The organism is Helicobacter sp. 23-1044, assembly GCF_053654695.1.
Window position 1 is genome coordinate 60,857 of the sequence record NZ_JBSIUQ010000001.1, and the last position, 20,554, is coordinate 81,410.

Consider the following 20,554-nt stretch of genomic DNA (forward strand, 5'->3'; position numbering starts at 1 on the left):
GCAAATGCGTGAATCCTAAACAATCTAACGAATCTTTTTCTCTGCCTATCGCATTTAGAGCAAAAAAGACTTTGCTTATCGGTGCGGGGGCGGTAGCGTGGCAGAAGTTTGAAGTGCTAATGGGCGCAAAATGGGAAGTATGCGTATGGGCGCGAGAAATCGCCGATAAGCGATTCACGCCGTATTTTGAGACAAAAATCACAGAATCTATATCAGATTCTACACTTTTTCAAATCCGCACCATTGACGCAAATATCGATTTACACGCGCTTAAAGCCTTTGAGATTATCATTGATGCAAGTGGCGATTCACAGCTTGGCGCGTTTTTGCATAGTGTGCGTAAAGAGTGTGGCTTTTTGCTTAATGTCGTGGATACGCCAAATTTGTGTGATTTTTATTTTGGGAGCATTGTGAGGCGTGAAAATGTAAGCGTTATGGTGAGCACAAATGGCGCAAGCCCTATCCTTTCGCAGGTTTTGCGCGATAAGATTAGCGCGATTTTGCCCCGCACACTTGGCGCACTATCTCACCGCCTAAAAAATCTACGACAAATCGCCCCACCCAAAAGCAAAAGCGACAAAGACGCTATCGCCAAAGAGTGTCAAACCGCGCTTGGCAAGGTGCTTATCATTGGTTGCGGACCGAGCGACTTTGGGCTTCTCACGCTAAACGCACTTGAATCCTTTGCCTTGCTTGATGTCGCACTCTTTGATAATCTCATCGGCGCGGAGATTCTCTCTCATATCAAGGGGCTTGGCATTGAGTGCGTAAATGTCGGCAAACGCAAGGGAGCGGCGAATTTCACGCAAGAGCAAATCAACAAGCTAATGTTACAATACGCCAAACAGGGCAAAATCGTAGGGCGTCTCAAAGGTGGCGACCCTGTGATTTTTGGGCGCGTGTGGGAGGAAGCGAGTTTCCTCCACGCGCATAATGTCGAGGTGGAGTATATCAGCGGGATTACTTCAAGCCTTTGTGGTGCGCTGTATAGCGGGGTTGCGCCGACTTTGCGCGGGGTGAGTTCTGGTGCGCTTATCGTTTCGGCGCATTTGCGTGAGAGCGTGTTTCACACGGAGTGGATTGCGTGGCTAAAAGATTCGCCATATACTTTAATCGTGCTTATGGCGCATAGCTTTGCGGAGAGAATCCGCGATGAGGCTTTGGCACAGGGCATAGACGCAAATCTCCCCGCTGCGTTTATATCGCAAGTCTCAACCCCCAACCAAAAGGCAATCATCGGCACTTTAGGCGAACTGCCACAAATGGCGCAAATGTGTGAGAATCCAAGCATTTTGATTTTAGGCAAGGCAGTGAGAGAAAGCCTCAATATGCCATTTATGGGGGAGCGAATCGTGCTAGATTCTGCGAAAATATAAAAATTCGCAGAATCTGCACTATTTTCAAAGCAAATTCGCAGAATCTAAATTTGGATTGCCGTGTGCGTTGCACTACCCCTATCAAAAAAATGCAAAGCAACTATTTTTGCGCCAAATTTATCATAAAATTTTAATAATTTTTAAGCTACAATTTTTGGCATAAGATTCGCAGAATCTAAAATTTTAAATCAAAAGGGGACGAAATGATTGCAGGAATAATCGTTGCGGTGGTTGTGGTGATAGTTGGGCTGTATGTGGTGAGCGTTTATAATCGCCTTGTCGCGCTGTCTAACCGCGCTCAAAATGCGTTCGCACAAATCGATGTGCAACTCAAACGGCGTTATGATTTGATACCAAATCTAATCGAAGTGGCAAAAAAATATATGCAGCACGAAAAAGAGACGCTTTTAAGCGTTACAAATGCGCGAAATACGGCGCGAAACGCGCTTGAATCCGCCACGCAAAACGCAGATATGAAAAATATCGCAAAGCTAAATAGTGCCGAATCTGGCTTGATGGACGCGCTAAAAGGGCTAAATATCCAAATGGAGGCATACCCTGAGCTAAAAGCAAATCAAAATATGATTCAGCTAAATGAAGAGCTAACCGCCACAGAGAATAAAATCGCCTTTGCACGGCAGAGTTATAATGATGGCGCGATGAATTTCAATGTATTCAAACAGACTTTTCCGTGCAATATCATTGCGGGACTTTTCGCGCAATACCGCGATGATATGGGATTGCTAGAATTTAGCGAAAGCCGTGAAGTGCTCGAAATTGCCCCAAAGGTGGAGTTTTAGCAATGCTAGATTCTGCGAATTTTATGCGATTTCGTAGAATCTACTATCAAAATCAAAGGGCGAATTTTGAGTGATGATTTTTGCACCACATTTTTAGCGCGTAGTGGCGAAGTGCGCGGGTTTGTGGATTTGCTTTTTACGATATTTTACACGATTAAATGCAGTTTTTCGCCCATCGTGTTTGTGATTTTTGGTATTATTTGCGCGGTGGGCGTATTTTTCATACTTGCGAATCTAAAATCACGCAATATTTTTTTCACAATCATCAAACTTTTTATCGCGCTAATGCTAACTGCACTTGCGATATTTGCGCTAATTGGGGCATTTGGCAATTTTGAAGCGCGAATCTATGAGAAAGATTCGACACTCTCGCGAATCGTGCTATATTTGGCAATGCAAAATGTCTCATTTCACGCGCGAACGCTAGGGATTGTGATTTATGTAAGCATTGCGCTATTTTTCGCCACGCGCATTATTTTGGGGCGACAAGTGGAGATTCGTGGCGATTTTTGGGAGCACCAAAATTTGGCAAAACGCAAGGTGTGGTGGCTAAATGTGCTATTTTTTATAATGCTTGTGCTAATTTGCGTGTGCGCGTTTAGCCTATTTCAAATGATTTTTTTGGGCTTTGATGCGAAGTTTAATAGTGAATTTGAAATCGCAACAGACAGGTTCATTGCGATGACAAATGCGATAATAACGATGAGAGAAAATTTTGATTATGACAGATTTATCGAGGATTTTAACAATCAAGCTTTTATCGCAAATCGCATTGATACACTTAAAGCGTCATTTGGATTAAGTGCGTTTTTTGCGCTGTCATTGTGGTTTGCCTATCTTTTCAAAAATTTTCAAATGCGAAATGACGGCATTGACAAACTAGCAAAAGCCCTAAAAGCCGATGAAATTTTCGCTCACGGCTATCTAAAAGGCGCAAATAGTGGCGAATCCAAAAAATACAAAATGCTTTTTAGCGTGGTAGAAGAAATGGCGATTGCCTCAAATATGCCTATGCCACGCGTTTTTGTGATGAGTGGCGAATCGGGCGTAAATGCGATGTGTAGCGGAGAGCGATTTGGCAGTGCCGATGAATGCGTGGCGATTTTTGTAACGCAAGGCGCGATAGAAAATTTCACCCGCGATGAATTGCAAGGCGTCATCGCACACGAATTTTCACACGCATTTCACGGCGATGTGGCGTTGAATTTAAAGATTTTTTCGCTGATTTTTGGGCTAACTTTTACGATGATGATAGGCGAATTTCTCTTGCGCTCCGCAGCAAAGTCAAATCGCTCCCGCAGTAGCAAAAACAACGGCAGCGGGGCTATCGCCCTTGTGCTAATTGCGCTAGTATTTTTTGTGCTAGGATTTTTGGGGCAGATTTTTGCCAAAATAATCCAATCCGCCATCTCACGCCAAAAGGAATTTTTGGCAGACGCCTCAAGTGTGCAATACACGCGCAATGTCGCAGGAATCAAATCCGCATTAAAGCGCATAATGGATTTGCAAAATAGTGCGAAAAACGCGCAAGATTTGGGCATAAAAAAGGGCAACGCGGGATTTATGGAAAATGTCAATGCAGAGCCTTGTGCGCATATGTTGTTTCTAAATGTGGGCGGATTTCTTAGCAAAATCTTTGCCACACATCCGAGTTTGGAAGAACGAATAAGGGCGTTAAATAAGATTGGATAGAATTTTAATTTTTGTCATTGCGAGGCGTGACAAAGCAATCCAAAAATCAAGTGCGAAGCCTCACTCCGTCATTGCGAGGCAGTTTTAGCGAAGCGAAAACAACAAAGCAATCCAAATCGAATCGTCGTTGCGAGGCGCAAAAATGCGAATCTAGTGCAAAAATCCCGTCATTGCGAGGCGCGTGAGTGAAACGAACGCAACGAAGCAATCCATAAAGTGGATTCTTGAATCAAGGGCGAATTTCTTACTTTAAAGTGAATCTAAATGCAAATTATTTATTGATTCATTTTTTGTGTCATTGATTTTATTTGTCTTTTAGATTTGCTTGATTTGGATTGCTTCGGGCTTTTTTAAAAGCCCTCGCAATGACGAAGTGAGCGCAGATTCTGCGTTTTTCGCATTTTTTCACACTAGATTCTGCGTTTTTCGTGCGAGATTCTGCGTTTTTTATATTTTTTTCACACTAGATTCTGCGATTTTCGTGCCAAGATTCTGCGTTTTTTTACAAATCGCAGAATCTAATCAATTTCGCAGAATCTAAACTTATGTGATTTTTACGCCTCTATCGCGTTTTTTAGGTCTGCGATTAAGTCATCGACATTTTCTAACCCTATGCTTAGGCGCACACCTGTGGGCGTAATCCCCGCAGATTCAAGCTCTTTGGCTGAAAGTTGTGAGTGCGTAGTGGAAGCGGGGTGAATGACAAGCGATTTGGAATCCCCGATATTTGCCGTAATAGAGTAGAGTTTAAGCGTATCGCAGATTTTTTTCGCCGCATCATAGCTTTGCGCTTCAAAGTTCAAAAGCCCACTAGCGCGTGAATCTACAAAGTATTTTTTCAATCTCGCGTTGTATGGGTTTGATTTTAGTCCGGGATAATCCACTTTGCCAACTTTTGGGTGAGATTCTAAAAATTCCGCGACTTTGAGCGCGCTATCGCTATGGCGTTTGATACGAAGCTCTAGCGTCTCTAATCCTTGCAAGTGAATCCACGCAACTTGCGGTGCAAGTGTCGCACCGATATTGCGTAGCCACTCGGTGATTAGGCGAATGCCAAAGTTTGGCAGTGGCAGTGAGCTATACACAAGCCCGTGATAGCTCTCATCAGGCGTGTTGAACGCTGGATAGCGTGGATTGTCTTTGATAAGCGCATTTAGCCCATCTCGCTCCACTGCTACGCCACCAAGCCCCGCGCCGTGCCCATTGACATATTTGGTAAGACTTGAAACGCTAATATCGATTCCGTGCTCAAATGGGCGAAACAAAAATGGTGTCGCCACTGTGTTATCGCATACGGTGATGATTTTGTGCTTTTTAGCAATCGCGGTAATCGCTTCAATGTCTGGGATTGCGATTTGCGGATTTGAGAGTGATTCAAAGAAAATCACCTTTGTTTTATCATCGATAAGTGGCTCGATAGTGGAAATATCATCGACATCAAAGCATCGCACCTCAATGCCAAATCGCTTCAAAGTATGCACCAAAAGCGTTTGTGTCCCGCCATAAATTTTGTTTGAATACAAAATATTATCGCCATTTTGCGCGAGATTCACAAATGTATAAAACAAAGCCGCGCTCCCGCTAGAAGTCGCCACGCCAAACGCACCGCCTTCAACCGCTGCAAGTCGCTGTGCTAGGACATCAACCGTTGGGTTTGTAAGCCGTGAGTAGATATTGCCTAGCTCTTGCAAGCCAAATCGCGCCGCTGCTTGCCCGATAGATTCAAAGCTGTATGCCGTGCTTTGATAGATAGGCACGCTCAAAGTGCGCTGTGAATCGTAGTTATACGCCGCGTGAAGTGCGAGAGTCTCGCTACTGAAATTGTTGCTTTCTAAATTTGCCATTTTTTGTCCTTTAAATTGAAATTTGAAGTGAAAATATAGCATAAATTTTCAAATTCGTATTGTATTTTGCAAAAAAATATGAAAAATTTTATGTTTCGTGTTACGATTTTATACATTTTTTTAACAAATACGATATGTGTTTGATAAAATAAGCATAGATTCTGCGAAAATATTTGACGCAAAAACGCAGAATCTACCCCAAAAATCGCAGAATCCACGAAAGATTCTGCGAATCATTTGACATATACCGCAGAATCTGCCATAGATTCTGCGAAAATATTTTGATTTTTCGTGTGAGATTTTGGCGGTGTCTAAATCCACTCGCTAATTTCTTTTTTACTTTTCTCCCATTTATTATCCCAGCTTAGGCGATTTAAATCGCAGTAACGACAAAATGGAATGGGTTTTGCGAGGAATTCTAAAATTTCATCCATCGACTTTGCTTTGTAAATATCAATGGAATCCTTTGGCGAGACAAGCAGATTTTGCTTAAAATACATATTAAAATTCTTAATACTGCGCGGATATGGGCAGGTATAAAGTCTGCCGTTATCTAATCCAATACATCCATTTGCCCACGCGCATTTGGCAAACATAAGGTTTGGATTTTGCTCGCCTTTTAAATCAAGCGGTTGATGAAACATCGTCTTTTCAATCTGCCCTGCGTTGTTGTAGAAATACTCAATGCCAAACTTCGCCACCTTTGCCTCAATCGCTTCAAAGTCAATTTTTACGGGATATTTTGTCGGCGTAATGGCGATTTTATAATCCCTGCAAGTCTCAAAAAAACTATCCTTTTGTCGCTCTAAAATTATTGCGTTTGTAACCAAATGAATGCTTGTGTGCGGGAAATTCTGCCGTGCGATTTTTAGAAAATCCTCGCATTTTGGGTGCAAAAGTGGTTCTCCGCCAAGAATGCGGAGTTTGCAAAGAGTTTGATTACTAAGAGTGCTTAATCGCTCCATATCGCGCCGAAAGATTTCAACATCATAAAATGATTTTACCGCAATTGGCGAAAATGGCGCGCAATGCTTGCAGTTTAGATTGCAATGCTCGGTGATATAAACCTCCAAATACTGCAAGCAAGGTTGCGGTTTGAACTTCAAAAGTGCGTCCATTTTTTGATTGAATTTCATCTCAACTTGCTTTAATTTATAACCTGTGGGCGAGAAATTCAGCGCAAATCTTAAAAATGCCTTAATTTGATTTTTAATGCTTTGAATAAAAAATGCAAATTTACTTGAATCTGGCGTGCGGAGTTTTGGAGAATTTGTGGATTTCGCAGAATCTAGATTCTGCGAATTTTTATGCGATGGATTTGGCGTAGATTCTGCGAAATTTGCAGAATCTTGCGTAGATTCTGCGATTTTCACATATTTCGCAGAATCTAAATTTGAAAAACTCGCAGAATCTAATGTGTTTTTCGCAGAATCTAGCGTGTTTTTAGAGGTTTCCCCCCCCCCCGTTGTGTGTCATAAATGCCTCCAAAATTAAATCTTAAATGGATTTTCTACCACATTTTTCGTATCGACAATGTATGGGATTAACGCCATTTGACGCGCCCTTTTGATTGCCACTTCTACGCGCTCTTGCCACTTTTTGGTATTGCCTGTGAGACGGCGTGGCATAATCTTATATCGCTCACTAAGCGAATATTTCAGCATATCAATATCCTTGTAATCGATAAATTCGATTTTCGCCTCTGTGTATTTGCAGTGTCGTTTTGAGTATTTTTTGCGTTCCATTATTTAATCCTTTCTAAAATGGTATTTCATCATCAATGTCAATCTCTGGCACTTTCTCTTGTGCCTTTGGTGCGCTAGATGGCGCACTTGACGCGCTTGGTGTGCTGTAACTTTGCCCTGAATAACTCGCAGAATCTCCGCCATCTTTTTTGCCTAACATTTGCATAGATTCGGCTGTGATGGTGTGTTTGCTTCGCTTTTGTCCGTTTGCGTCATTCCAAGTATCTAACTTCAATCGCCCTTCGATTAGCACCTGTGAGCCTTTTTTCAAATATTGATTCGCCACCTCTGCCGTGCGTCCAAACAAGCTCACATCCACAAAGCAGGTTTCCTCCGCCCAATCGCCATCTTGCTTTTTATACTTGCGATTGCTAGCAAGTCCGATTGTCGCCACAGCTGAGCCACTTTGCAAGTATTTTAGCTCGACATCGCGCGTTAGGTTGCCTACGATAATTATTTTATTAAACATTATCACCCTCGCTTTGCTTCGCAGAATCTACCGCAGAATCTGCGTTTGATTCAGCTGAATCTGCTTTCTTTTTGCGCTTTGGCTCGACATATTTGCCATTTGCCTTATCCACCAAAATGCCCCAATTTTTCTGCTCGGTTTTATTTTTGTAATTTATCACAATAAAGCGAATCACCTCTTCATTTATGCGGTAATTGCGCTCCAACTCCGCGACAAGCGTAGGATTCGCCTTAAAATAAATCACAAAATAATATCCGCGTTTGCATTTTTTGATTTCATACGCCAAATTGCGGATGCCCATATCGATTGTAGCTTCGATACTCGCGCCATTGTTTGTCAAAACGCTTTTGAAAAAATCGATTTTGGCAGTGGTTTCTTCCTGCGTGAGAGTGGGCTTTAAAATAAACATAGTTTCATAAAATCGCATTTTTGCTCCTTTTAGATTCCGCCTTAAATCTTTGCGATTTAGCCCTGCAAATCAAGCGTTTCACTCGATTCAACAGGACTTTTATGATTTAAAGCAAGGATTTTTGAATTAAAAAAGCGGAATTCTATCTTAAAATTGCTTGAAGTTTTATTAAATTTGCAAAAGAATTTTTATCTTTGCCACTAATTGCATTCACGCGCCATTCATTTAAAAGCGCGAAAATCCCCAAATACTGCGGTTCTCGCAAACGCATAGCAAAATTTGTGTATTTTGTCTCAATGTGTTTTGGCAAAGTGTATTTTAAGATTTTGGCGCAATCTACGCGCCCATTTGCCTTGATATAGGCAAAAAATTGAAATAATCGATAAAAATATCCCTGCAATGCGCGAATCAAATCCATATCCTGCAATCCTTCCTCTTGCATTTTTGATAAAATCTCCAAATAATCATTTTTATTTAAAAGTGCCTCGCATAGCTCATCTACGCCCTTTGCGTGAAGTCCGTAGGATAGTTTATCGACTAATTCTTTGGTGATTTCGCCATCAAACACGGCAAATTTTTGCAATTCATTTGCGCAAATTTGGAGATTATAATTTTGCATTTCATATAAATGATTTAGCGTTAAATCGCTGATTTTTAGGGCAGATTCTGCGCTAAAATATCGCAGAATCTCTATTGCTTCTTTTTGCGATGGATTAAAAAAGCGCGCATTTGCGAATTCATTTGAGTTAAAAAGCGCGGAGAGTGCCCTTGCGTTCTTGCCATAATCCATCGAATCATCGCTGTAAAATTCGATTATGAGATAATTATGTGGATTGCGCTTTAAAATTTGCAAGAATTTTGAAATATCTTTTTTGGTGGATTCTTTAATCTTGTTGATTTTCAAATCCACCAAAGATGCGTTTGAAAATAGCGATTGTTGCGATAGAATCTCAATGATTTGATTTGCGTTGTATTCCTCAAAATACAGCGGAAAAATATCCACTGCGCCATTATTTTTTATAAGATTTTTGATTTTTGTGGCATAAAAATTTATAAAAAAATCGCATTCGCCCCAAAGCAAACTTGCCTTTGGCACGGCATTTTTCAAGAATAAATCAAAGTCTTTTTTATACATTTTAATAATTTTTAAATAAATCTTGGTGTCTGCCTATTCTATAAAGCACAAGCGTCTCTTTGTCGCGCTTATAAACAATAACCAAATCGCCATAAATGTGGCATTCACGATAACCGCTGTATGTGCCTAAAAGTGCGTGGTCTTTTAGCTGTGGCTCTAAAATATCGCAAGTTTGCAGTTGAATAACTACGCTTTTGATTTTTTCTAAATTCCAACCTTGCTTTTTAACGAGCTTAAAATCCTTTTCATAAGTATTTTGAAAATGAATTTCGCGCATAAATTACTCATTTTCCATCATTTTTTCAAACTCTGCGTAATCGCTTGTTTTAAGCACCGTGTGTGAATTTTCCAAAGCATCGATGGTCTCTTGCGTGGGATAGTCTATTGATTCAACTTCGGTTCTTAAACTAACATTCATTTTATCTGTAAATTCCCTAAATGCGGGGAGATACTCTTCTTTTACATTTTCTATTATTAGTGTCATTGCTCTGCCTTATGCTCATTCACAAAATCTTCAAATGCCTTGTTATCGATATCTAGCGCATTATCTGCGATAAATTTTCGCGCAGATTCAAGCTGCGTGGGCGCGTATTGCTTATGCAAGCTAATGCAATTTAGCGCAAATCGCAAAGGCGCGGAGGTTTCGCTAAATCCATCGTTACTATTTATCCCGCGAATCGCCTCAATTAGCGCGGATTCAAAGTTCCAATGCTCAAAAAGCAACGCCGTTACATCAATGCAATTCACGCCAAAAAATTCATTTTCGACATCTAAAAAGCAATCCGCTTCTTTGATTTTTGCCTTAAAATCATCGATATTTTCGAGCTTTGCGGCTTCATTTGCAAGTAGCATTACGCCAGAAGTCATCAAAAAAGATGCCGGGAAAATCACTTCTTTTATCGTATTTGGCGCTTTTTTATACGCCTCCATAAGCAAGCGATTATATTCACGGCAGGTATCAAGGTAGCTTGTGGTGCTTGTGGCGTAGGCGTCTAGCTCTATTTTCATATTTTTTCGCACCACAGAGCTTATCACAAAGCCTTTAATCGTCCCCATACCAAAGAGTGAAACGGCTTGATTTATATTTAAAATCTCGCGTGTGAATCCATAAATAGGCGAGTTTGAAATCCGCAAAATATCGATAATTATGCCCGGGTCGCGCTCGATGACTTTGACTAAATCCGCAATGCTTGAATTTGGGTCTTGACAGACGCTACAAACATCGCCTACGATTGATGAAATGGCTGGAAATGATGATATGTTTTTGATTAGCGAGTTATAAATTTCTTTATCTTGCATAAATGCCCCCTTTTTAAAAAATAAAGCGAAATTTTAGCATATTTTTAAACAAAATCTATTATAATTGGCACTTTTTAATTTCAAATAAAAGGGGTGCAAAATGGCATTAAGCATTTATTACGACAAAGATTGCGAGTTAGAGTTGATAAAAAAGAAAAAAGTCGCAATTATAGGATTTGGCTCACAAGGACACGCACACGCGGAAAATTTGCGCGATTCAGGTGTGGAAGTCGTCATCGGTTTGCAAGAAGGCTCAAAGTCTCGGGCAAAAGCGGAGGCGAAAAATTTTAAGGTTTTAAGCGTAGGTGAGGCGACAAAGCAAAGCGATGTGATTATGATTCTAATCCCTGATGAGTTGCAAAGCGATGTGTTTAAGGCTGAAATTTTGCCAAATCTTTCGCCAAGCAAAACGATTGCCTTTGGACACGGATTTAATGTGCATTTTGGGCAAATAAATGCGCCAAAAGATGTAAATGTGATAATGGTAGCTCCAAAAGCTCCCGGGCACACCGTGCGAAGCGAATTTGTCGCAGGTGGGGGAATCCCAGACTTAATCGCAGTGGCAAATGACTTTGATGGCAACTCAAAACAGCTTGCATTAAGCTATGCGTGTGCGATTGGCGGCGGTAGAAGTGGAATCATCGAAACCACATTCAAAGATGAAACCGAAACGGATTTATTTGGCGAACAAGCCGTGCTATGCGGTGGCGTTACAAGCCTAGTCAAAGCGGGATTTGAGACGCTAGTGGAGGCGGGATACCCCGAAGAAATGGCGTATTTTGAGTGCCTACACGAGCTAAAACTAATCGTTGATTTGATTTATCAAGGCGGATTGGCTGATATGCGCTACTCCATCTCAAACACCGCAGAATACGGCGATATGGTAAGCGGACCACGCGTAATAAACGCAGAATCTAAAAAGGCGATGAAAGAGATTCTGCGCGATATTCAAGAGGGACGCTTTGCAAAAGACTTCATTTTAGAGCGCAAGGCAGGGTATGCGCGAATGAATGCAGAGCGCAAAAATTTGGCAAATCATCGAATCGAACAAGTGGGCGCGAAATTACGCGGAATGATGCCGTGGATTGGGAAGGGGAAGCTAATCAATAAAGACAAAAATTAGGGACAATTTGTTCTGGGGTAATCATTTGCGTTGTTTTTATACAAAACTACGCTCAATGAACCCCAAAGTTCTATTTCGCTTGTTTCGCATAAAAACAACGCAAAGCACTACCGCCATTACTTCGATTGTGATTCGTGCTTTGCACGAATCTAAAATTAAAAATCCGTCATTGCGAGGGCTTTTGTAAAAAGCCCGAAGCAATCCAAACAAAAAATATAAAAAACTTTGTCATTCTGAGCGAGTATAACGAGCGAAGAATCTCAATCCGTCATTGCGAGATTCTGCGTTTTACGCAGAATCGTGGCAATCTATATTAGATTCTGCGATTTTTTGTCATATTGAGCGTAGCGAAATATCTCAAATTCTCCCCCTCCCTTGCGGAGGGGGATTAAGGGGGTGGGTAAAATCAAAAATAATCCGTCATTGCGAGGCAGTTTGAGCGATAGCGAAAACAACGAAGCAATCCACTAATGCAAATCTTGCAATGACAAAATAGTCGCAGAATCTAGCGAAAAATCGCAGAATCTAAATATTTTCGCAGAATCTACCGCGAGATTCTGCGTTTTCGCAGAATCTAGTATGGATTGCCACGCTCGCTTTGCTCGCTCGCAATGACGAATTTAGCGTAGATTCTGCGTTTCATTACAAGATTCTGCATTTTTCACACTAGATTCTGCGAATCAAATAAAAAACGCAGAATCTACGCCTCCATCCTCAAACTCTCTTTTACATTTAACTGCTTTGAGTAAATCTCCCTAAATTGCGCGAATTCACCGCTTACATCTTTATTACCATAAAAGCTAATTGTGATGGTATTTTGATTGATAATATCTGGCATCGCAATCTCCACAAGTCCGTAAATATGCGCTTCTTTTGTGATATTTGCAAGTCGCACAAAATCCGCGAAAACCTCCCCAATCAGCGCAATATCGCTCTTTTTTTGCGTGTGAAAATCATCGATTGCAAAGTGCTGAATCTGCGTGCATTTTAGGATATTTAGATAGTTGCAAATCGTTTTTAGTGGCGAACTTTGCAAAAACGCAGAATCGATATTCACCCCAAACATAAGGGATTTATCGCCATTTAGCTTGTAAATATCCTGCGCCCCATCATCGATATAAGTCGCAAACAGCGCGAGAAACTCATCTAATCGATGAGAGAGATTTTCGACATTTTCTTTTAAGCTCTGTTGCGTTTCGCGCTCATCTTGCAGGGCATTTTGCAAGGTTTTTAGGTTTGATTCAAGCTCATCGATGTATTCATTTTTCTCTAAAACTTTGATATGCTCTTTTAATTTGATATTTTCTTCGCGCAGTGCGTCATTTTCGGCGGATAATTTTTTGTTTGTGGATTTAAGATTCTGCGTTAAGTCATTTATGTAGTTTTCCATTATGCTTCCAAATGTGATATTTTTTGCAAATCGGCGCATTTTGGATTTGAATCAAGCAAAATATAGCGCATTTTGTGATATGATTGCCATTTCAAATTTTAATAAAAAGGATTGAATGATGGCGACACGAAAAGAGCACGATTTTATCGGAGAGTTAGAGATTGATAATAGCGTATATTATGGTGTGCAGACTTTTAGGGCGGTTGAGAATTTTAACATTTCGCACGATAAGTTGGGGAATTTCCCCCGCTTCGTGCGCAATCTCGCGCGGGTGAAAAAAGCGGCGGCGTTAGCGAATTTTGAGCTAGGCTTGCTAGATGAGAAAATCAAAAATGCCATTGTGAGTGCGTGTGATAAGATTATCGAAGGCGGATATTACGACCAATTTGTCGTGGATATGTTTCAAGGCGGGGCAGGCACAAGCACCAATATGAACGCAAATGAAGTCATCGCTAATATCGGCTTAGAGATTTTGGGGCATAAAAAGGGCGAGTATCAATATCTCCACCCAAATGACCATGTCAATCTAAGCCAAAGCACCAATGACGCCTATCCTACGGCGTTGCGTATGGCGTTGCACGATTATTTGAGCGATTTGGCAAAGGCTATGGAGCATTTAAAATCTGCCTACGAAAAAAAGGCAAAAGAGTTTGCAAGCGTCCTAAAAATGGGGCGCACACAGCTCCAAGACGCCGTGCCTATGACTTTGGGGAGAGAATTTCAAACCTTTGCGGTGATGATGGGCGAGGATATCGAGCGCGTTTTGGAGGCACGAAAGCTAGTCCTTGAAATCAATATGGGAGGCACGGCAATCGGCACAGGGATAAATTCGCACCCCGATTATCCAAAAGTTATCGAGCGAAAAATCCGCGAGGTAAGTGGCAAAGACTACATCGTAGCAAGTGACTTAATCGAAGCCACGCAAGACACAGGCGCGTATGTCCAAATAAGTGGCGTGCTAAAACGCGTGAGCGCGAAGCTCTCCAAAGTTTGCAATGACTTGCGCCTTTTAAGTAGCGGTCCAAAATGCGGGCTAAATGAAATCAACCTCCCAAAAATGCAGCCCGGAAGCTCGATAATGCCGGGCAAAGTCAATCCCGTAATCCCCGAAGTGGTAAATCAAGTATGCTTTTTTGTCATCGGCTCTGATGTTACGGTGACTTTCGCAAGTGAGGGCGGACAGCTTCAACTCAATGTCTTTGAGCCTGTGATTGCGTATAGTCTTTTTAATAGTATCGTAATGCTTGAAAAAGCGATGAAAACGCTCGCGGATAAGTGCATTGACGGAATCACCGCAAATGAGGCGATTTGCAGTGATTTTGTGTATAATTCTATCGGTATCGTTACCGCGCTAAATCCCTACATCGGCTATGAAAACTCCGCTAGCATCGCCAAAGAAGCACTAAACACAGGCAAACGCGTGTATGATTTGGCGTTAGAAAAGGGACTTTTAAGCAAAGAAGAGTTGGATAATATTTTAACGCCACAAAATATGCTAATTCCAAAGATGGTAAGCAAAAAATAAGGCGTAGATTCTGCGAATTTAAATCATTTCGTCATTGCGAGACTTGCGAAAGCAAGTCGTGGCAATCCAAAATTTAATTTATAGATTTGCAAGTGTGGGTCGGTGCTTCGCACAGACGCTTCGTGGTTTTAGCTTCGCTCAAACTGCCTCGCAATGACGATTTTTTCGCACTAGATTCTGCGATTCGCAGAATCTAAAATATTTTTCGTGCGAGATTCTTGCGATTTTTTGGATTTGATTTTACAAGATTCTGCGATTTTCGCACTAGATTCTGCACTTTTGATTTCATTCGCAGAATCTGCTACAATTCCCACTTTTATTTCACAAAAAAAGGACACTTATGCGGCACTTCATCCACCCTACCCTTGCGATTTTCCTCGCATTATTTGCGTTTTTGCTCTTTATAAACGCTCTTTTGCCACTGCAAAGCGATGATTTTAATCACTATTTCAGCGCGCTAAATGGACTTGCAAGCGCGAAAAGTTCGTATCTGCATTGGAATGGGCGCATTGGCGAGCTGCTTTTCACCGCCTTTATTGCGCGGATAAATCCATATCTTTTTGATTTTTTAAATGCTGCTGTCGGGATGATTTTTATTGGCGCGTTTTTTATTTTGCTATTTTGCCGTGCGCCACGCGATTTTAGAGATATTTCGCTCATCTGCCTAACTATGCTAATTTTACTTCATTTTTCCGCCTTTGGGTCAAACTTTGCGTGGGGGAGTGGCGCACTGAACTACCTTTGGGGACTTTGCTTTATAATGCTATTTTTGCTTCCATATCGATTTATTGTAACAAGTAAAATCGCAATTAGGGGGGGGGCAGAAAGAGTTTTGCGATAAGATTCTGCGATTTTTCTCACAAATTCCATATTTTTTAAAAGTCATTTTTTATCTTGCATTTTTCATATTTAGTTTTTTCGCTGGGATGGCAAGTGAGCAAATCGGCATTTTGGTAATCATCGCCATAATTTGCCTAAATGCGCTTTATGGACGCAGAATCTTGCGCGATTCTGCGAAATCGCTTGTGTTTTTAAATATTGCATTGCTATTTTTTGTGCTTGGGTGGTTAGCACTTTATTTTTCGCCCGGACACGCAAAAAGGGCGTCGCTAGATGTTTTTGATGGGGTTTATATGAGTTTGGGGCAGATTTTGGCACTAGATTTTTTTGCGCTAATTAAGCGCGTGGCGCAAACGGCGGGTGCGTTTAGAAATGATATTTTGCTTTTGTTTAGCATTCCGCTTTTGTGGTTTTTATGCTTTAAAAAGGCGAGTGTGAAAAATATCGCGCTATTTGCGTTGCTCGTGGTGATTTTGGTAGTTTTGAATAATAATTTGAAATTTGGCGGAATGCGCGTGGGATTTATCGCGCATTTAAGTGTGCTGTTTGTCGCACTGACTTTGCTTTGCAAAAGGGATGGGTTTTTTGTCGCGCCACTTGTGCTTTTTGTGGCGTTTTGCCTTTGTATGCTCTCCACGATACAATTCCCCGCACTCCCGCCCCGCGCTCGTTTGGGTGATAGTATGATTGCCATTGCGATGGTTGCGATATTATTTGAGCGATTTGCGGGGCAGAATCTGCAAAAGATTATAGTTGCGCTATGCTTTGGATATGCGGTGTTTGTGAGTTTTGCGTTTATCGAATATCGCATAAAGTGGAACAATATGCTTGATTTTATCGCGCAAAGTAAGCAGCGCGGGGAAATGCAAATAGTTATCGATGACATTTTCCACTCCCGCTACAAAAATTTTATGAATTGGGGCAACGCTGGGAATAATCCAAACGCGTGGCCAAACCCAAGCTATGCGAAATATTTCGGCGTGGAGAGTTTGTGTGTGAGGGCAAAAGAAGGGGATTGCGAATAAAATCGTGTGGAGAATTTGTGGAATTTGAGTTTGGATTCTGCGAAAAATGCGATTTTGGCGTGGCAGATTCTGCGAAAATTTGGCAATTTTTCGCGTGAATCGCAGAATCTAGTTCGTTTGTTTTTATCATTGTTAAAAAATTCGCAGAATCTAGCTAATTTTTGGCGTTTTAAATAGCATAATTTTATTTTCTTAAAAGTCAATAAATTTTCGCCAAATTTCGCAGAATCTACCAAAAATTTTCATAATTTTAAGTTTTAGTTAAGAATTTACACATTTTTTTCAAAAATTTTCAAAAATCTTACATTTTTAAGCATTTTTTAAGCAACATAAAATTTGCAATATTCTATAATTACGATACTTTAACATTAAGGAGTAAAAATGAGCAATGTAGAAAGTAGTAAAATCGCCTTTGGTAGCGAGTTTGAAGATGGATTGTGGAGTGATGAAATCAATGTCCGTGATTTCATCGTGAAAAATTACACGCCTTATGATGGCGATAGTAGCTTTTTGAGTGAGCCTACAAGCGCGACAAAGGCACTTTGGCAAAAGGTGTGCAATTTGATGAAAGTCGAGCGCGAGAGAGGCGGTGTGTATGATGTTAGCACGGATATCATCTCTACGATTACCGCGCACAAGGCAGGTTATATCGATAAGGATTTGGAGGCGATAGTGGGGCTTCAAACTGATGAGCCGCTAAAACGCTCAATTATGCCATTTGGCGGATATCGAATGGTGAAAACTTCGCTAAAAGCCTACAACAAGGCGGAGGACGCAAATGTGGCAAATGTCTTCAAATACCGCAAGACGCATAATGATGGCGTTTTTGACGCATACACTGATGAAATGCTTTTGGCGCGAAAGGTAGGCATTATCACAGGACTGCCTGATGCCTATGGACGAGGGCGAATCATCGGCGATTATCGCCGTGTGGCACTCTATGGCGTGGATAAGCTAATTGAGATGAAAACAAAAGCAAAAAAAGAAATGATACCTGATGTGATGGATTCACACACCATCCGCGCACGAGAAGAGTTAAGCGAACAGATTAAGGCACTAAATGAGCTAAAAACTATGGCACAAAGCTATGGATTTGATATTTCGCGCCCTGCGGTAGATGTCAAAGAAGCGATTCAGTGGCTTTATTTTGCGTATTTGGCGGCGACAAAAGAGCAAAACGGCGCGGCGATGAGCATCGGGCGAATCTCGACATTTTTGGATATTTACGCGGAGCGCGACTTGGAGCGTGGTAAATACAGCGAGGCGCAGATTCAAGAGATGATAGACCATTTTGTGATGAAACTGCGAATGATTCGCTTTCTCCGCACACCTGAATATGATGAGCTTTTCAGCGGAGACCCCACTTGGGTGACTGAGTGCATTGGCGGAATGTGCCTTGATGGACGGCATTTGGTGACTAAAATGAGCTATCGATTTTTGCATACGCTTTATAATCTAGGACCCGCGCCAGAGCCAAATATGACGATTTTGTGGAATACGCGATTGCCTGAAAACTTCAAAAGATTCTGCGCTGAGGTGAGTATCAAAACTTCATCGGTGCAATATGAGAGCGATGAGATTATGCTAGAAGAGTTTGGCGATGACTATGCGATTGCGTGCTGTGTGAGCCCGATGAAAGTCGGCAAACAAATGCAATTTTTTGGTGCGCGGTGCAACTTGGCAAAGGCACTACTTTACGCGATAAATGAGGGCAAAGATGAAAATAGCGGATTGCAAGTGGGACCAAATATCGCCGCAGTGGAGGGCGAATATTTAGACTATGATGAAGTGCGAGAAAAGCTAGATATCGTGCTAGATTGGCTTGCGCGACTTTATATAAATACGCTAAATGTGATTCACTATATGCACGATAAATACTGCTATGAGCGCATTCAAATGGCGTTGCACGATGAAAAAGTAATGCGAACGATGGCAGGTGGTATCGCTGGGCTTAGCGTGATTGCCGATTCGCTATCAGCCATAAAATACGCCAAAGTTAAGCCCATACGCAACGAAGCGGGGCTGATTGTGGATTTTGAAATCAAGGGCGAGTATCCAAAATACGGCAACAACGATGAGCGCGTAGATGAAATCGCCGTAGAGCTCGTCAAAAGCTTCTCACAACGGCTAAACTTGCACGACACCTACCGCGAATCTGTGCCTACGATGAGCGTTTTGACAATCACTTCAAATGTCGTCTATGGCAAGAAAACAGGCACTACGCCCGATGGACGCAAGGCAGGCGAGCCATTTGCACCGGGCGCAAATCCTATGCACGGGCGCGATACAAGCGGGTGCGTGGCGAGCTTCTGCTCTGTGGCAAAAATCCCGTTTCAATACTCAAAAGACGGCATTTCAAATACATTCTCAATCGTGCCTAGTGCGTTAGGTAGCGATGATAGCGCACAAAAGGGCAATTTGGTGCAACTTATGGATGGATATTTCGCTGATAATGGTTATCATTTAAATGTCAATGTGTTGCAACGCGAAATGCTAAAAGACGCGATGGAGAACCCTGAAAAATACCCACAGCTAACCATTCGCGTAAGTGGCTATGCGGTGAATTTCATAAAACTCACAAAAGAACAGCAATTAGATGTGATTTCACGCACATTTCACGAGAAAATGTAAAGTGGCGTTTGTGAGAGTGGGGAGATTTTGTGAGATTTTGTTAGATTCTGCAAATCGCAGAATCTGCCTTTTTTTCACGCACAAGATTCTGCGATTTTGCAGAATCTGCGCTAGATTCGTCATTGCGAGGCGTGGCAAAGCCACAACGAAGCAATCCATAGATTTAAATATAGATTGCCACGAAGTCGCCCTTAAACGCGCAAAATCTCACAATGACGAAGAAAGAGTGGATTGCTTCGTTGCACTCGCTTCGCTTCGTGCATCTTGCAATGACGGATTATTTTTTATTTTACCCACCCCCTGCGCCACCCTAGCGCAAGGGAGGGGGAGAATTCAAAGAAATGCCTTGCAAGGGAGGGGGAGAAGTTTTGAGATTTTTCGCTTCGCTCAATCCGTAGGATTTACTAAAAGAAACTTCGTTTTGCGAGCGTAGCGAAGCAACCAAATGACAAATAAAGCACACTAGATTCTGCGATTTTTATATTTTTTAGATTCTGCGAAAAATGCGTCATTGTGAGACTTTGTGAAGGTAGGGCGGATTTATGGGGTCTACCTTAATAGTTTTGCTAATATTATTCCACTAATGAAAATAAAAAAATAAAGCCAAGTTTTATGTTTTTCTTTAACATTAACAGGTTTTTCTTTGACATTAAATTCTTTACACCACTTTGGTATAGATTTTAGATTCGTATTTTCAAACATACATTCCATATCAGTTACATTGCTCACATTCCACGAATCTAATGGTTGATTAAAGGATTCTGCAAAACCAAACATAAATGACATACTTGTTACATTACTCACATTCCACGAATTTAATGGTTGATTGAAAGATTTTGCACCACTAAACATACTCGACATATCGGTTACATTGCTTACATTCCAATGCTCAATGCCACTAAAATCTTTTCTATTGCTATTCTCAAAAAGATCACTCATATCCGTAATCAAACTCGTATCTATCATAGATAATTTTATGTTTTTGTCTATGAGATTTTTTAGCTCGGATTTTGTTTTGGGCTTGTATTTTTGGGTGTTTTGATTTGTGTTTTTGTGGCTTTGGTTGCTAGAAAATCCGCTATTTGTGTGCCTTGTGTCGCTTTGTGATTTGTAGCGTTTGTCATAAATGCTTCGTTTATAATCATCGCTCAAAGTTTGATAGGCTTCGTTTATGCGCTTGAAGTGCGCCTCTGCGTCCTTTGCCTTGTTTCTATCGGGGTGATATTGAAAGGCTAATTTTCTAAAAGCCTT

28 protein-coding genes are annotated in these 20,554 nt (G+C 41.3%); 15 read left to right on the top strand and 13 right to left on the bottom strand.

The features are described 5' to 3' along the window. Nucleotides 1-8: 8 nt before the first annotated feature. The 5 genes from cobA (at nucleotide 9) to ACWIUD_RS00400 (ending at nucleotide 4,409) form a co-directional block, all read left to right on the top strand. Nucleotides 9-1,376 (top strand): uroporphyrinogen-III C-methyltransferase, encoded by a 1,368-nt coding sequence (gene cobA / locus ACWIUD_RS00380; protein ID WP_454145602.1) that lies wholly within the window; start codon nucleotides 9-11, stop codon nucleotides 1,374-1,376. 203 nt (nucleotides 1,377-1,579) lie between these two features. After that, on the top strand, nucleotides 1,580-2,176 hold the full coding sequence (locus tag ACWIUD_RS00385; protein ID WP_454145604.1) for a LemA family protein: 597 nt from the start codon (nucleotides 1,580-1,582) through the stop codon (nucleotides 2,174-2,176). Nucleotides 2,177-2,242: 66 nt separating this feature from the next. Continuing rightward, on the top strand, nucleotides 2,243-3,868 hold the full coding sequence (locus ACWIUD_RS00390) for a M48 family metalloprotease (protein WP_454145606.1): 1,626 nt from the start codon (nucleotides 2,243-2,245) through the stop codon (nucleotides 3,866-3,868). Between the two features lie 11 nt (nucleotides 3,869-3,879). Then, nucleotides 3,880-4,053, top strand: a complete 174-nt coding sequence (locus ACWIUD_RS00395; protein WP_454145608.1) for a hypothetical protein — start codon at nucleotides 3,880-3,882, stop codon at nucleotides 4,051-4,053. 140 nt (nucleotides 4,054-4,193) lie between these two features. Then, nucleotides 4,194-4,409 carry a hypothetical protein gene (locus tag ACWIUD_RS00400; protein ID WP_454145610.1) on the top strand — a complete coding sequence of 72 codons (216 nt, stop codon included), beginning with the start codon at nucleotides 4,194-4,196 and terminating at the stop codon, nucleotides 4,407-4,409. Nucleotides 4,410-4,422: 13 nt separating this feature from the next. Here ACWIUD_RS00400 and ACWIUD_RS00405 read toward each other — a convergent pair whose 3' ends face one another. The 3 genes from ACWIUD_RS00405 to ACWIUD_RS00415 all read right to left on the bottom strand — a co-directional run bounded on the left by ACWIUD_RS00405 (nucleotide 4,423) and on the right by ACWIUD_RS00415 (nucleotide 6,848). Further along, nucleotides 4,423-5,712, bottom strand: coding sequence for an O-acetylhomoserine aminocarboxypropyltransferase/cysteine synthase family protein (locus tag ACWIUD_RS00405; RefSeq protein WP_454136728.1), 1,290 nt, complete (start codon nucleotides 5,710-5,712; stop codon nucleotides 4,423-4,425). Nucleotides 5,713-5,832: 120 nt separating this feature from the next. Continuing rightward, entirely contained in the window at nucleotides 5,833-6,033 is a 201-nt protein-coding gene (locus ACWIUD_RS00410; protein WP_454136727.1) for a hypothetical protein, read from the bottom strand. Continuing rightward, a complete protein-coding gene (locus ACWIUD_RS00415) occupies nucleotides 6,024-6,848 on the bottom strand; it encodes a radical SAM protein (RefSeq protein WP_454136726.1) in 825 nt (274 codons plus the stop codon). Before ACWIUD_RS00415 ends, ACWIUD_RS00410 begins: the two co-directional genes overlap by 10 nt. 136 nt (nucleotides 6,849-6,984) lie before the next feature. Here ACWIUD_RS00415 and ACWIUD_RS00420 point away from each other — a divergent pair, with 136 nt between their 5' ends. Further along, on the top strand, nucleotides 6,985-7,206 hold the full coding sequence (locus ACWIUD_RS00420; protein WP_454145612.1) for a hypothetical protein: 222 nt from the start codon (nucleotides 6,985-6,987) through the stop codon (nucleotides 7,204-7,206). Here ACWIUD_RS00420 and rpsR read toward each other — a convergent pair. The 7 genes from rpsR to ACWIUD_RS00455 form a co-directional block, all read right to left on the bottom strand. After that, nucleotides 7,203-7,457 (bottom strand): 30S ribosomal protein S18, encoded by a 255-nt coding sequence (gene rpsR / locus ACWIUD_RS00425; RefSeq protein WP_454136723.1) that lies wholly within the window; start codon nucleotides 7,455-7,457, stop codon nucleotides 7,203-7,205. The two genes, ACWIUD_RS00420 and rpsR, sit on opposite strands and share 4 nt — an antisense overlap. 13 nt (nucleotides 7,458-7,470) lie before the next feature. Beyond that, a complete protein-coding gene (locus ACWIUD_RS00430; protein ID WP_454145614.1) occupies nucleotides 7,471-7,926 on the bottom strand; it encodes a single-stranded DNA-binding protein in 456 nt (151 codons plus the stop codon). Beyond that, on the bottom strand, nucleotides 7,919-8,353 hold the full coding sequence (gene rpsF / locus ACWIUD_RS00435; RefSeq protein ID WP_454145616.1) for a 30S ribosomal protein S6: 435 nt from the start codon (nucleotides 8,351-8,353) through the stop codon (nucleotides 7,919-7,921). The genes ACWIUD_RS00430 and rpsF overlap by 8 nt, the downstream gene beginning before the upstream one ends. 124 nt (nucleotides 8,354-8,477) lie before the next feature. Then, nucleotides 8,478-9,470 (bottom strand): DNA polymerase III subunit delta, encoded by a 993-nt coding sequence (gene holA, locus ACWIUD_RS00440; RefSeq protein WP_454145618.1) that lies wholly within the window; start codon nucleotides 9,468-9,470, stop codon nucleotides 8,478-8,480. A gap of 1 nt (nucleotide 9,471) precedes the next feature. After that, on the bottom strand, nucleotides 9,472-9,747 hold the full coding sequence (locus ACWIUD_RS00445) for a type II toxin-antitoxin system RelE/ParE family toxin (RefSeq protein ID WP_454145620.1): 276 nt from the start codon (nucleotides 9,745-9,747) through the stop codon (nucleotides 9,472-9,474). A 3-nt stretch (nucleotides 9,748-9,750) separates the two neighbouring features. After that, nucleotides 9,751-9,954, bottom strand: a complete 204-nt coding sequence (locus ACWIUD_RS00450) for a hypothetical protein (protein ID WP_454136717.1) — start codon at nucleotides 9,952-9,954, stop codon at nucleotides 9,751-9,753. Next, a complete protein-coding gene (locus ACWIUD_RS00455; protein ID WP_454145622.1) occupies nucleotides 9,951-10,769 on the bottom strand; it encodes an HDOD domain-containing protein in 819 nt (272 codons plus the stop codon). The genes ACWIUD_RS00450 and ACWIUD_RS00455 overlap by 4 nt, the downstream gene beginning before the upstream one ends. 100 nt (nucleotides 10,770-10,869) lie before the next feature. On the opposite strand from ACWIUD_RS00455, the gene ilvC reads away from it, so the two are divergent. The 3 genes from ilvC (at nucleotide 10,870) to ACWIUD_RS00470 (ending at nucleotide 12,331) form a co-directional block, all read left to right on the top strand. Then, nucleotides 10,870-11,892, top strand: coding sequence for a ketol-acid reductoisomerase (gene ilvC, locus ACWIUD_RS00460; protein WP_454145624.1), 1,023 nt, complete (start codon nucleotides 10,870-10,872; stop codon nucleotides 11,890-11,892). A gap of 25 nt (nucleotides 11,893-11,917) precedes the next feature. After that, the gene (locus ACWIUD_RS00465) at nucleotides 11,918-12,079 is read left to right on the top strand and encodes a hypothetical protein (RefSeq protein ID WP_454145626.1); all 162 of its coding nucleotides are present in this window, start codon (nucleotides 11,918-11,920) and stop codon (nucleotides 12,077-12,079) included. An 84-nt stretch (nucleotides 12,080-12,163) separates the two neighbouring features. Beyond that, on the top strand, nucleotides 12,164-12,331 hold the full coding sequence (locus ACWIUD_RS00470; protein WP_454145628.1) for a hypothetical protein: 168 nt from the start codon (nucleotides 12,164-12,166) through the stop codon (nucleotides 12,329-12,331). Between the two features lie 261 nt (nucleotides 12,332-12,592). Here the strand turns inward: ACWIUD_RS00470 and ACWIUD_RS00475 are convergent, their stop codons facing one another. Continuing rightward, on the bottom strand, nucleotides 12,593-13,282 hold the full coding sequence (locus ACWIUD_RS00475; RefSeq protein ID WP_454145630.1) for a hypothetical protein: 690 nt from the start codon (nucleotides 13,280-13,282) through the stop codon (nucleotides 12,593-12,595). A gap of 118 nt (nucleotides 13,283-13,400) precedes the next feature. On the opposite strand from ACWIUD_RS00475, the gene aspA reads away from it, so the two are divergent. After that, nucleotides 13,401-14,807, top strand: coding sequence for an aspartate ammonia-lyase (gene aspA, locus ACWIUD_RS00480; RefSeq protein ID WP_454145632.1), 1,407 nt, complete (start codon nucleotides 13,401-13,403; stop codon nucleotides 14,805-14,807). Between the two features lie 170 nt (nucleotides 14,808-14,977). Here the strand turns inward: aspA and ACWIUD_RS00485 are convergent, their stop codons facing one another. Beyond that, nucleotides 14,978-15,145 carry a hypothetical protein gene (locus ACWIUD_RS00485; RefSeq protein ID WP_454145634.1) on the bottom strand — a complete coding sequence of 56 codons (168 nt, stop codon included), beginning with the start codon at nucleotides 15,143-15,145 and terminating at the stop codon, nucleotides 14,978-14,980. 2 nt (nucleotides 15,146-15,147) lie between these two features. Between ACWIUD_RS00485 and ACWIUD_RS00490 the strand changes: the two genes are divergently transcribed. The 5 genes from ACWIUD_RS00490 (at nucleotide 15,148) to ACWIUD_RS00510 (ending at nucleotide 19,736) form a co-directional block, all read left to right on the top strand. Further along, nucleotides 15,148-15,648, top strand: coding sequence for a DUF6056 family protein (locus ACWIUD_RS00490; protein ID WP_454145636.1), 501 nt, complete (start codon nucleotides 15,148-15,150; stop codon nucleotides 15,646-15,648). 43 nt (nucleotides 15,649-15,691) lie between these two features. After that, nucleotides 15,692-16,672, top strand: coding sequence for a DUF6056 family protein (locus tag ACWIUD_RS00495; protein ID WP_454146348.1), 981 nt, complete (start codon nucleotides 15,692-15,694; stop codon nucleotides 16,670-16,672). A 6-nt stretch (nucleotides 16,673-16,678) separates the two neighbouring features. Beyond that, nucleotides 16,679-16,849: a hypothetical protein gene (locus ACWIUD_RS00500; protein ID WP_454145638.1), complete on the top strand. Its 171-nt coding sequence runs from the start codon at nucleotides 16,679-16,681 to the stop codon at nucleotides 16,847-16,849. 204 nt (nucleotides 16,850-17,053) lie between these two features. After that, complete coding sequence (pflB, locus tag ACWIUD_RS00505) at nucleotides 17,054-19,303, top strand: formate C-acetyltransferase (RefSeq protein WP_454145640.1); 2,250 nt, start codon at nucleotides 17,054-17,056, stop codon at nucleotides 19,301-19,303. Between the two features lie 10 nt (nucleotides 19,304-19,313). Beyond that, entirely contained in the window at nucleotides 19,314-19,736 is a 423-nt protein-coding gene (locus tag ACWIUD_RS00510) for a hypothetical protein (protein WP_454145642.1), read from the top strand. A 116-nt stretch (nucleotides 19,737-19,852) separates the two neighbouring features. Here ACWIUD_RS00510 and ACWIUD_RS00515 read toward each other — a convergent pair whose 3' ends face one another. Then, nucleotides 19,853-20,455, bottom strand: coding sequence for a BspA family leucine-rich repeat surface protein (locus ACWIUD_RS00515; RefSeq protein ID WP_454145644.1), 603 nt, complete (start codon nucleotides 20,453-20,455; stop codon nucleotides 19,853-19,855). Nucleotides 20,456-20,554: the final 99 nt, after the last annotated feature.

Coding starts and splice junctions, on each gene's coding strand:
- ACWIUD_RS00385 (WP_454145604.1), top strand. CDS start 1,580: ATGATTGCAGGAATAATCGTTGCGGTGGTTGTGGTGATAGTTGGGCTG.
- ACWIUD_RS00405 (WP_454136728.1), bottom strand. CDS start 5,712: ATGGCAAATTTAGAAAGCAACAATTTCAGTAGCGAGACTCTCGCACTT.
- ACWIUD_RS00415 (WP_454136726.1), bottom strand. CDS start 6,848: ATGAAATTCAATCAAAAAATGGACGCACTTTTGAAGTTCAAACCGCAA.
- rpsR (WP_454136723.1), bottom strand. CDS start 7,457: ATGGAACGCAAAAAATACTCAAAACGACACTGCAAATACACAGAGGCG.
- ACWIUD_RS00430 (WP_454145614.1), bottom strand. CDS start 7,926: ATGTTTAATAAAATAATTATCGTAGGCAACCTAACGCGCGATGTCGAG.
- rpsF (WP_454145616.1), bottom strand. CDS start 8,353: ATGCGATTTTATGAAACTATGTTTATTTTAAAGCCCACTCTCACGCAG.
- holA (WP_454145618.1), bottom strand. CDS start 9,470: ATGTATAAAAAAGACTTTGATTTATTCTTGAAAAATGCCGTGCCAAAG.
- ACWIUD_RS00445 (WP_454145620.1), bottom strand. CDS start 9,747: ATGCGCGAAATTCATTTTCAAAATACTTATGAAAAGGATTTTAAGCTC.
- ACWIUD_RS00450 (WP_454136717.1), bottom strand. CDS start 9,954: ATGACACTAATAATAGAAAATGTAAAAGAAGAGTATCTCCCCGCATTT.
- ACWIUD_RS00455 (WP_454145622.1), bottom strand. CDS start 10,769: ATGCAAGATAAAGAAATTTATAACTCGCTAATCAAAAACATATCATCA.
- ilvC (WP_454145624.1), top strand. CDS start 10,870: ATGGCATTAAGCATTTATTACGACAAAGATTGCGAGTTAGAGTTGATA.
- ACWIUD_RS00475 (WP_454145630.1), bottom strand. CDS start 13,282: ATGGAAAACTACATAAATGACTTAACGCAGAATCTTAAATCCACAAAC.
- aspA (WP_454145632.1), top strand. CDS start 13,401: ATGGCGACACGAAAAGAGCACGATTTTATCGGAGAGTTAGAGATTGAT.
- ACWIUD_RS00490 (WP_454145636.1), top strand. CDS start 15,148: ATGCGGCACTTCATCCACCCTACCCTTGCGATTTTCCTCGCATTATTT.
- pflB (WP_454145640.1), top strand. CDS start 17,054: ATGAGCAATGTAGAAAGTAGTAAAATCGCCTTTGGTAGCGAGTTTGAA.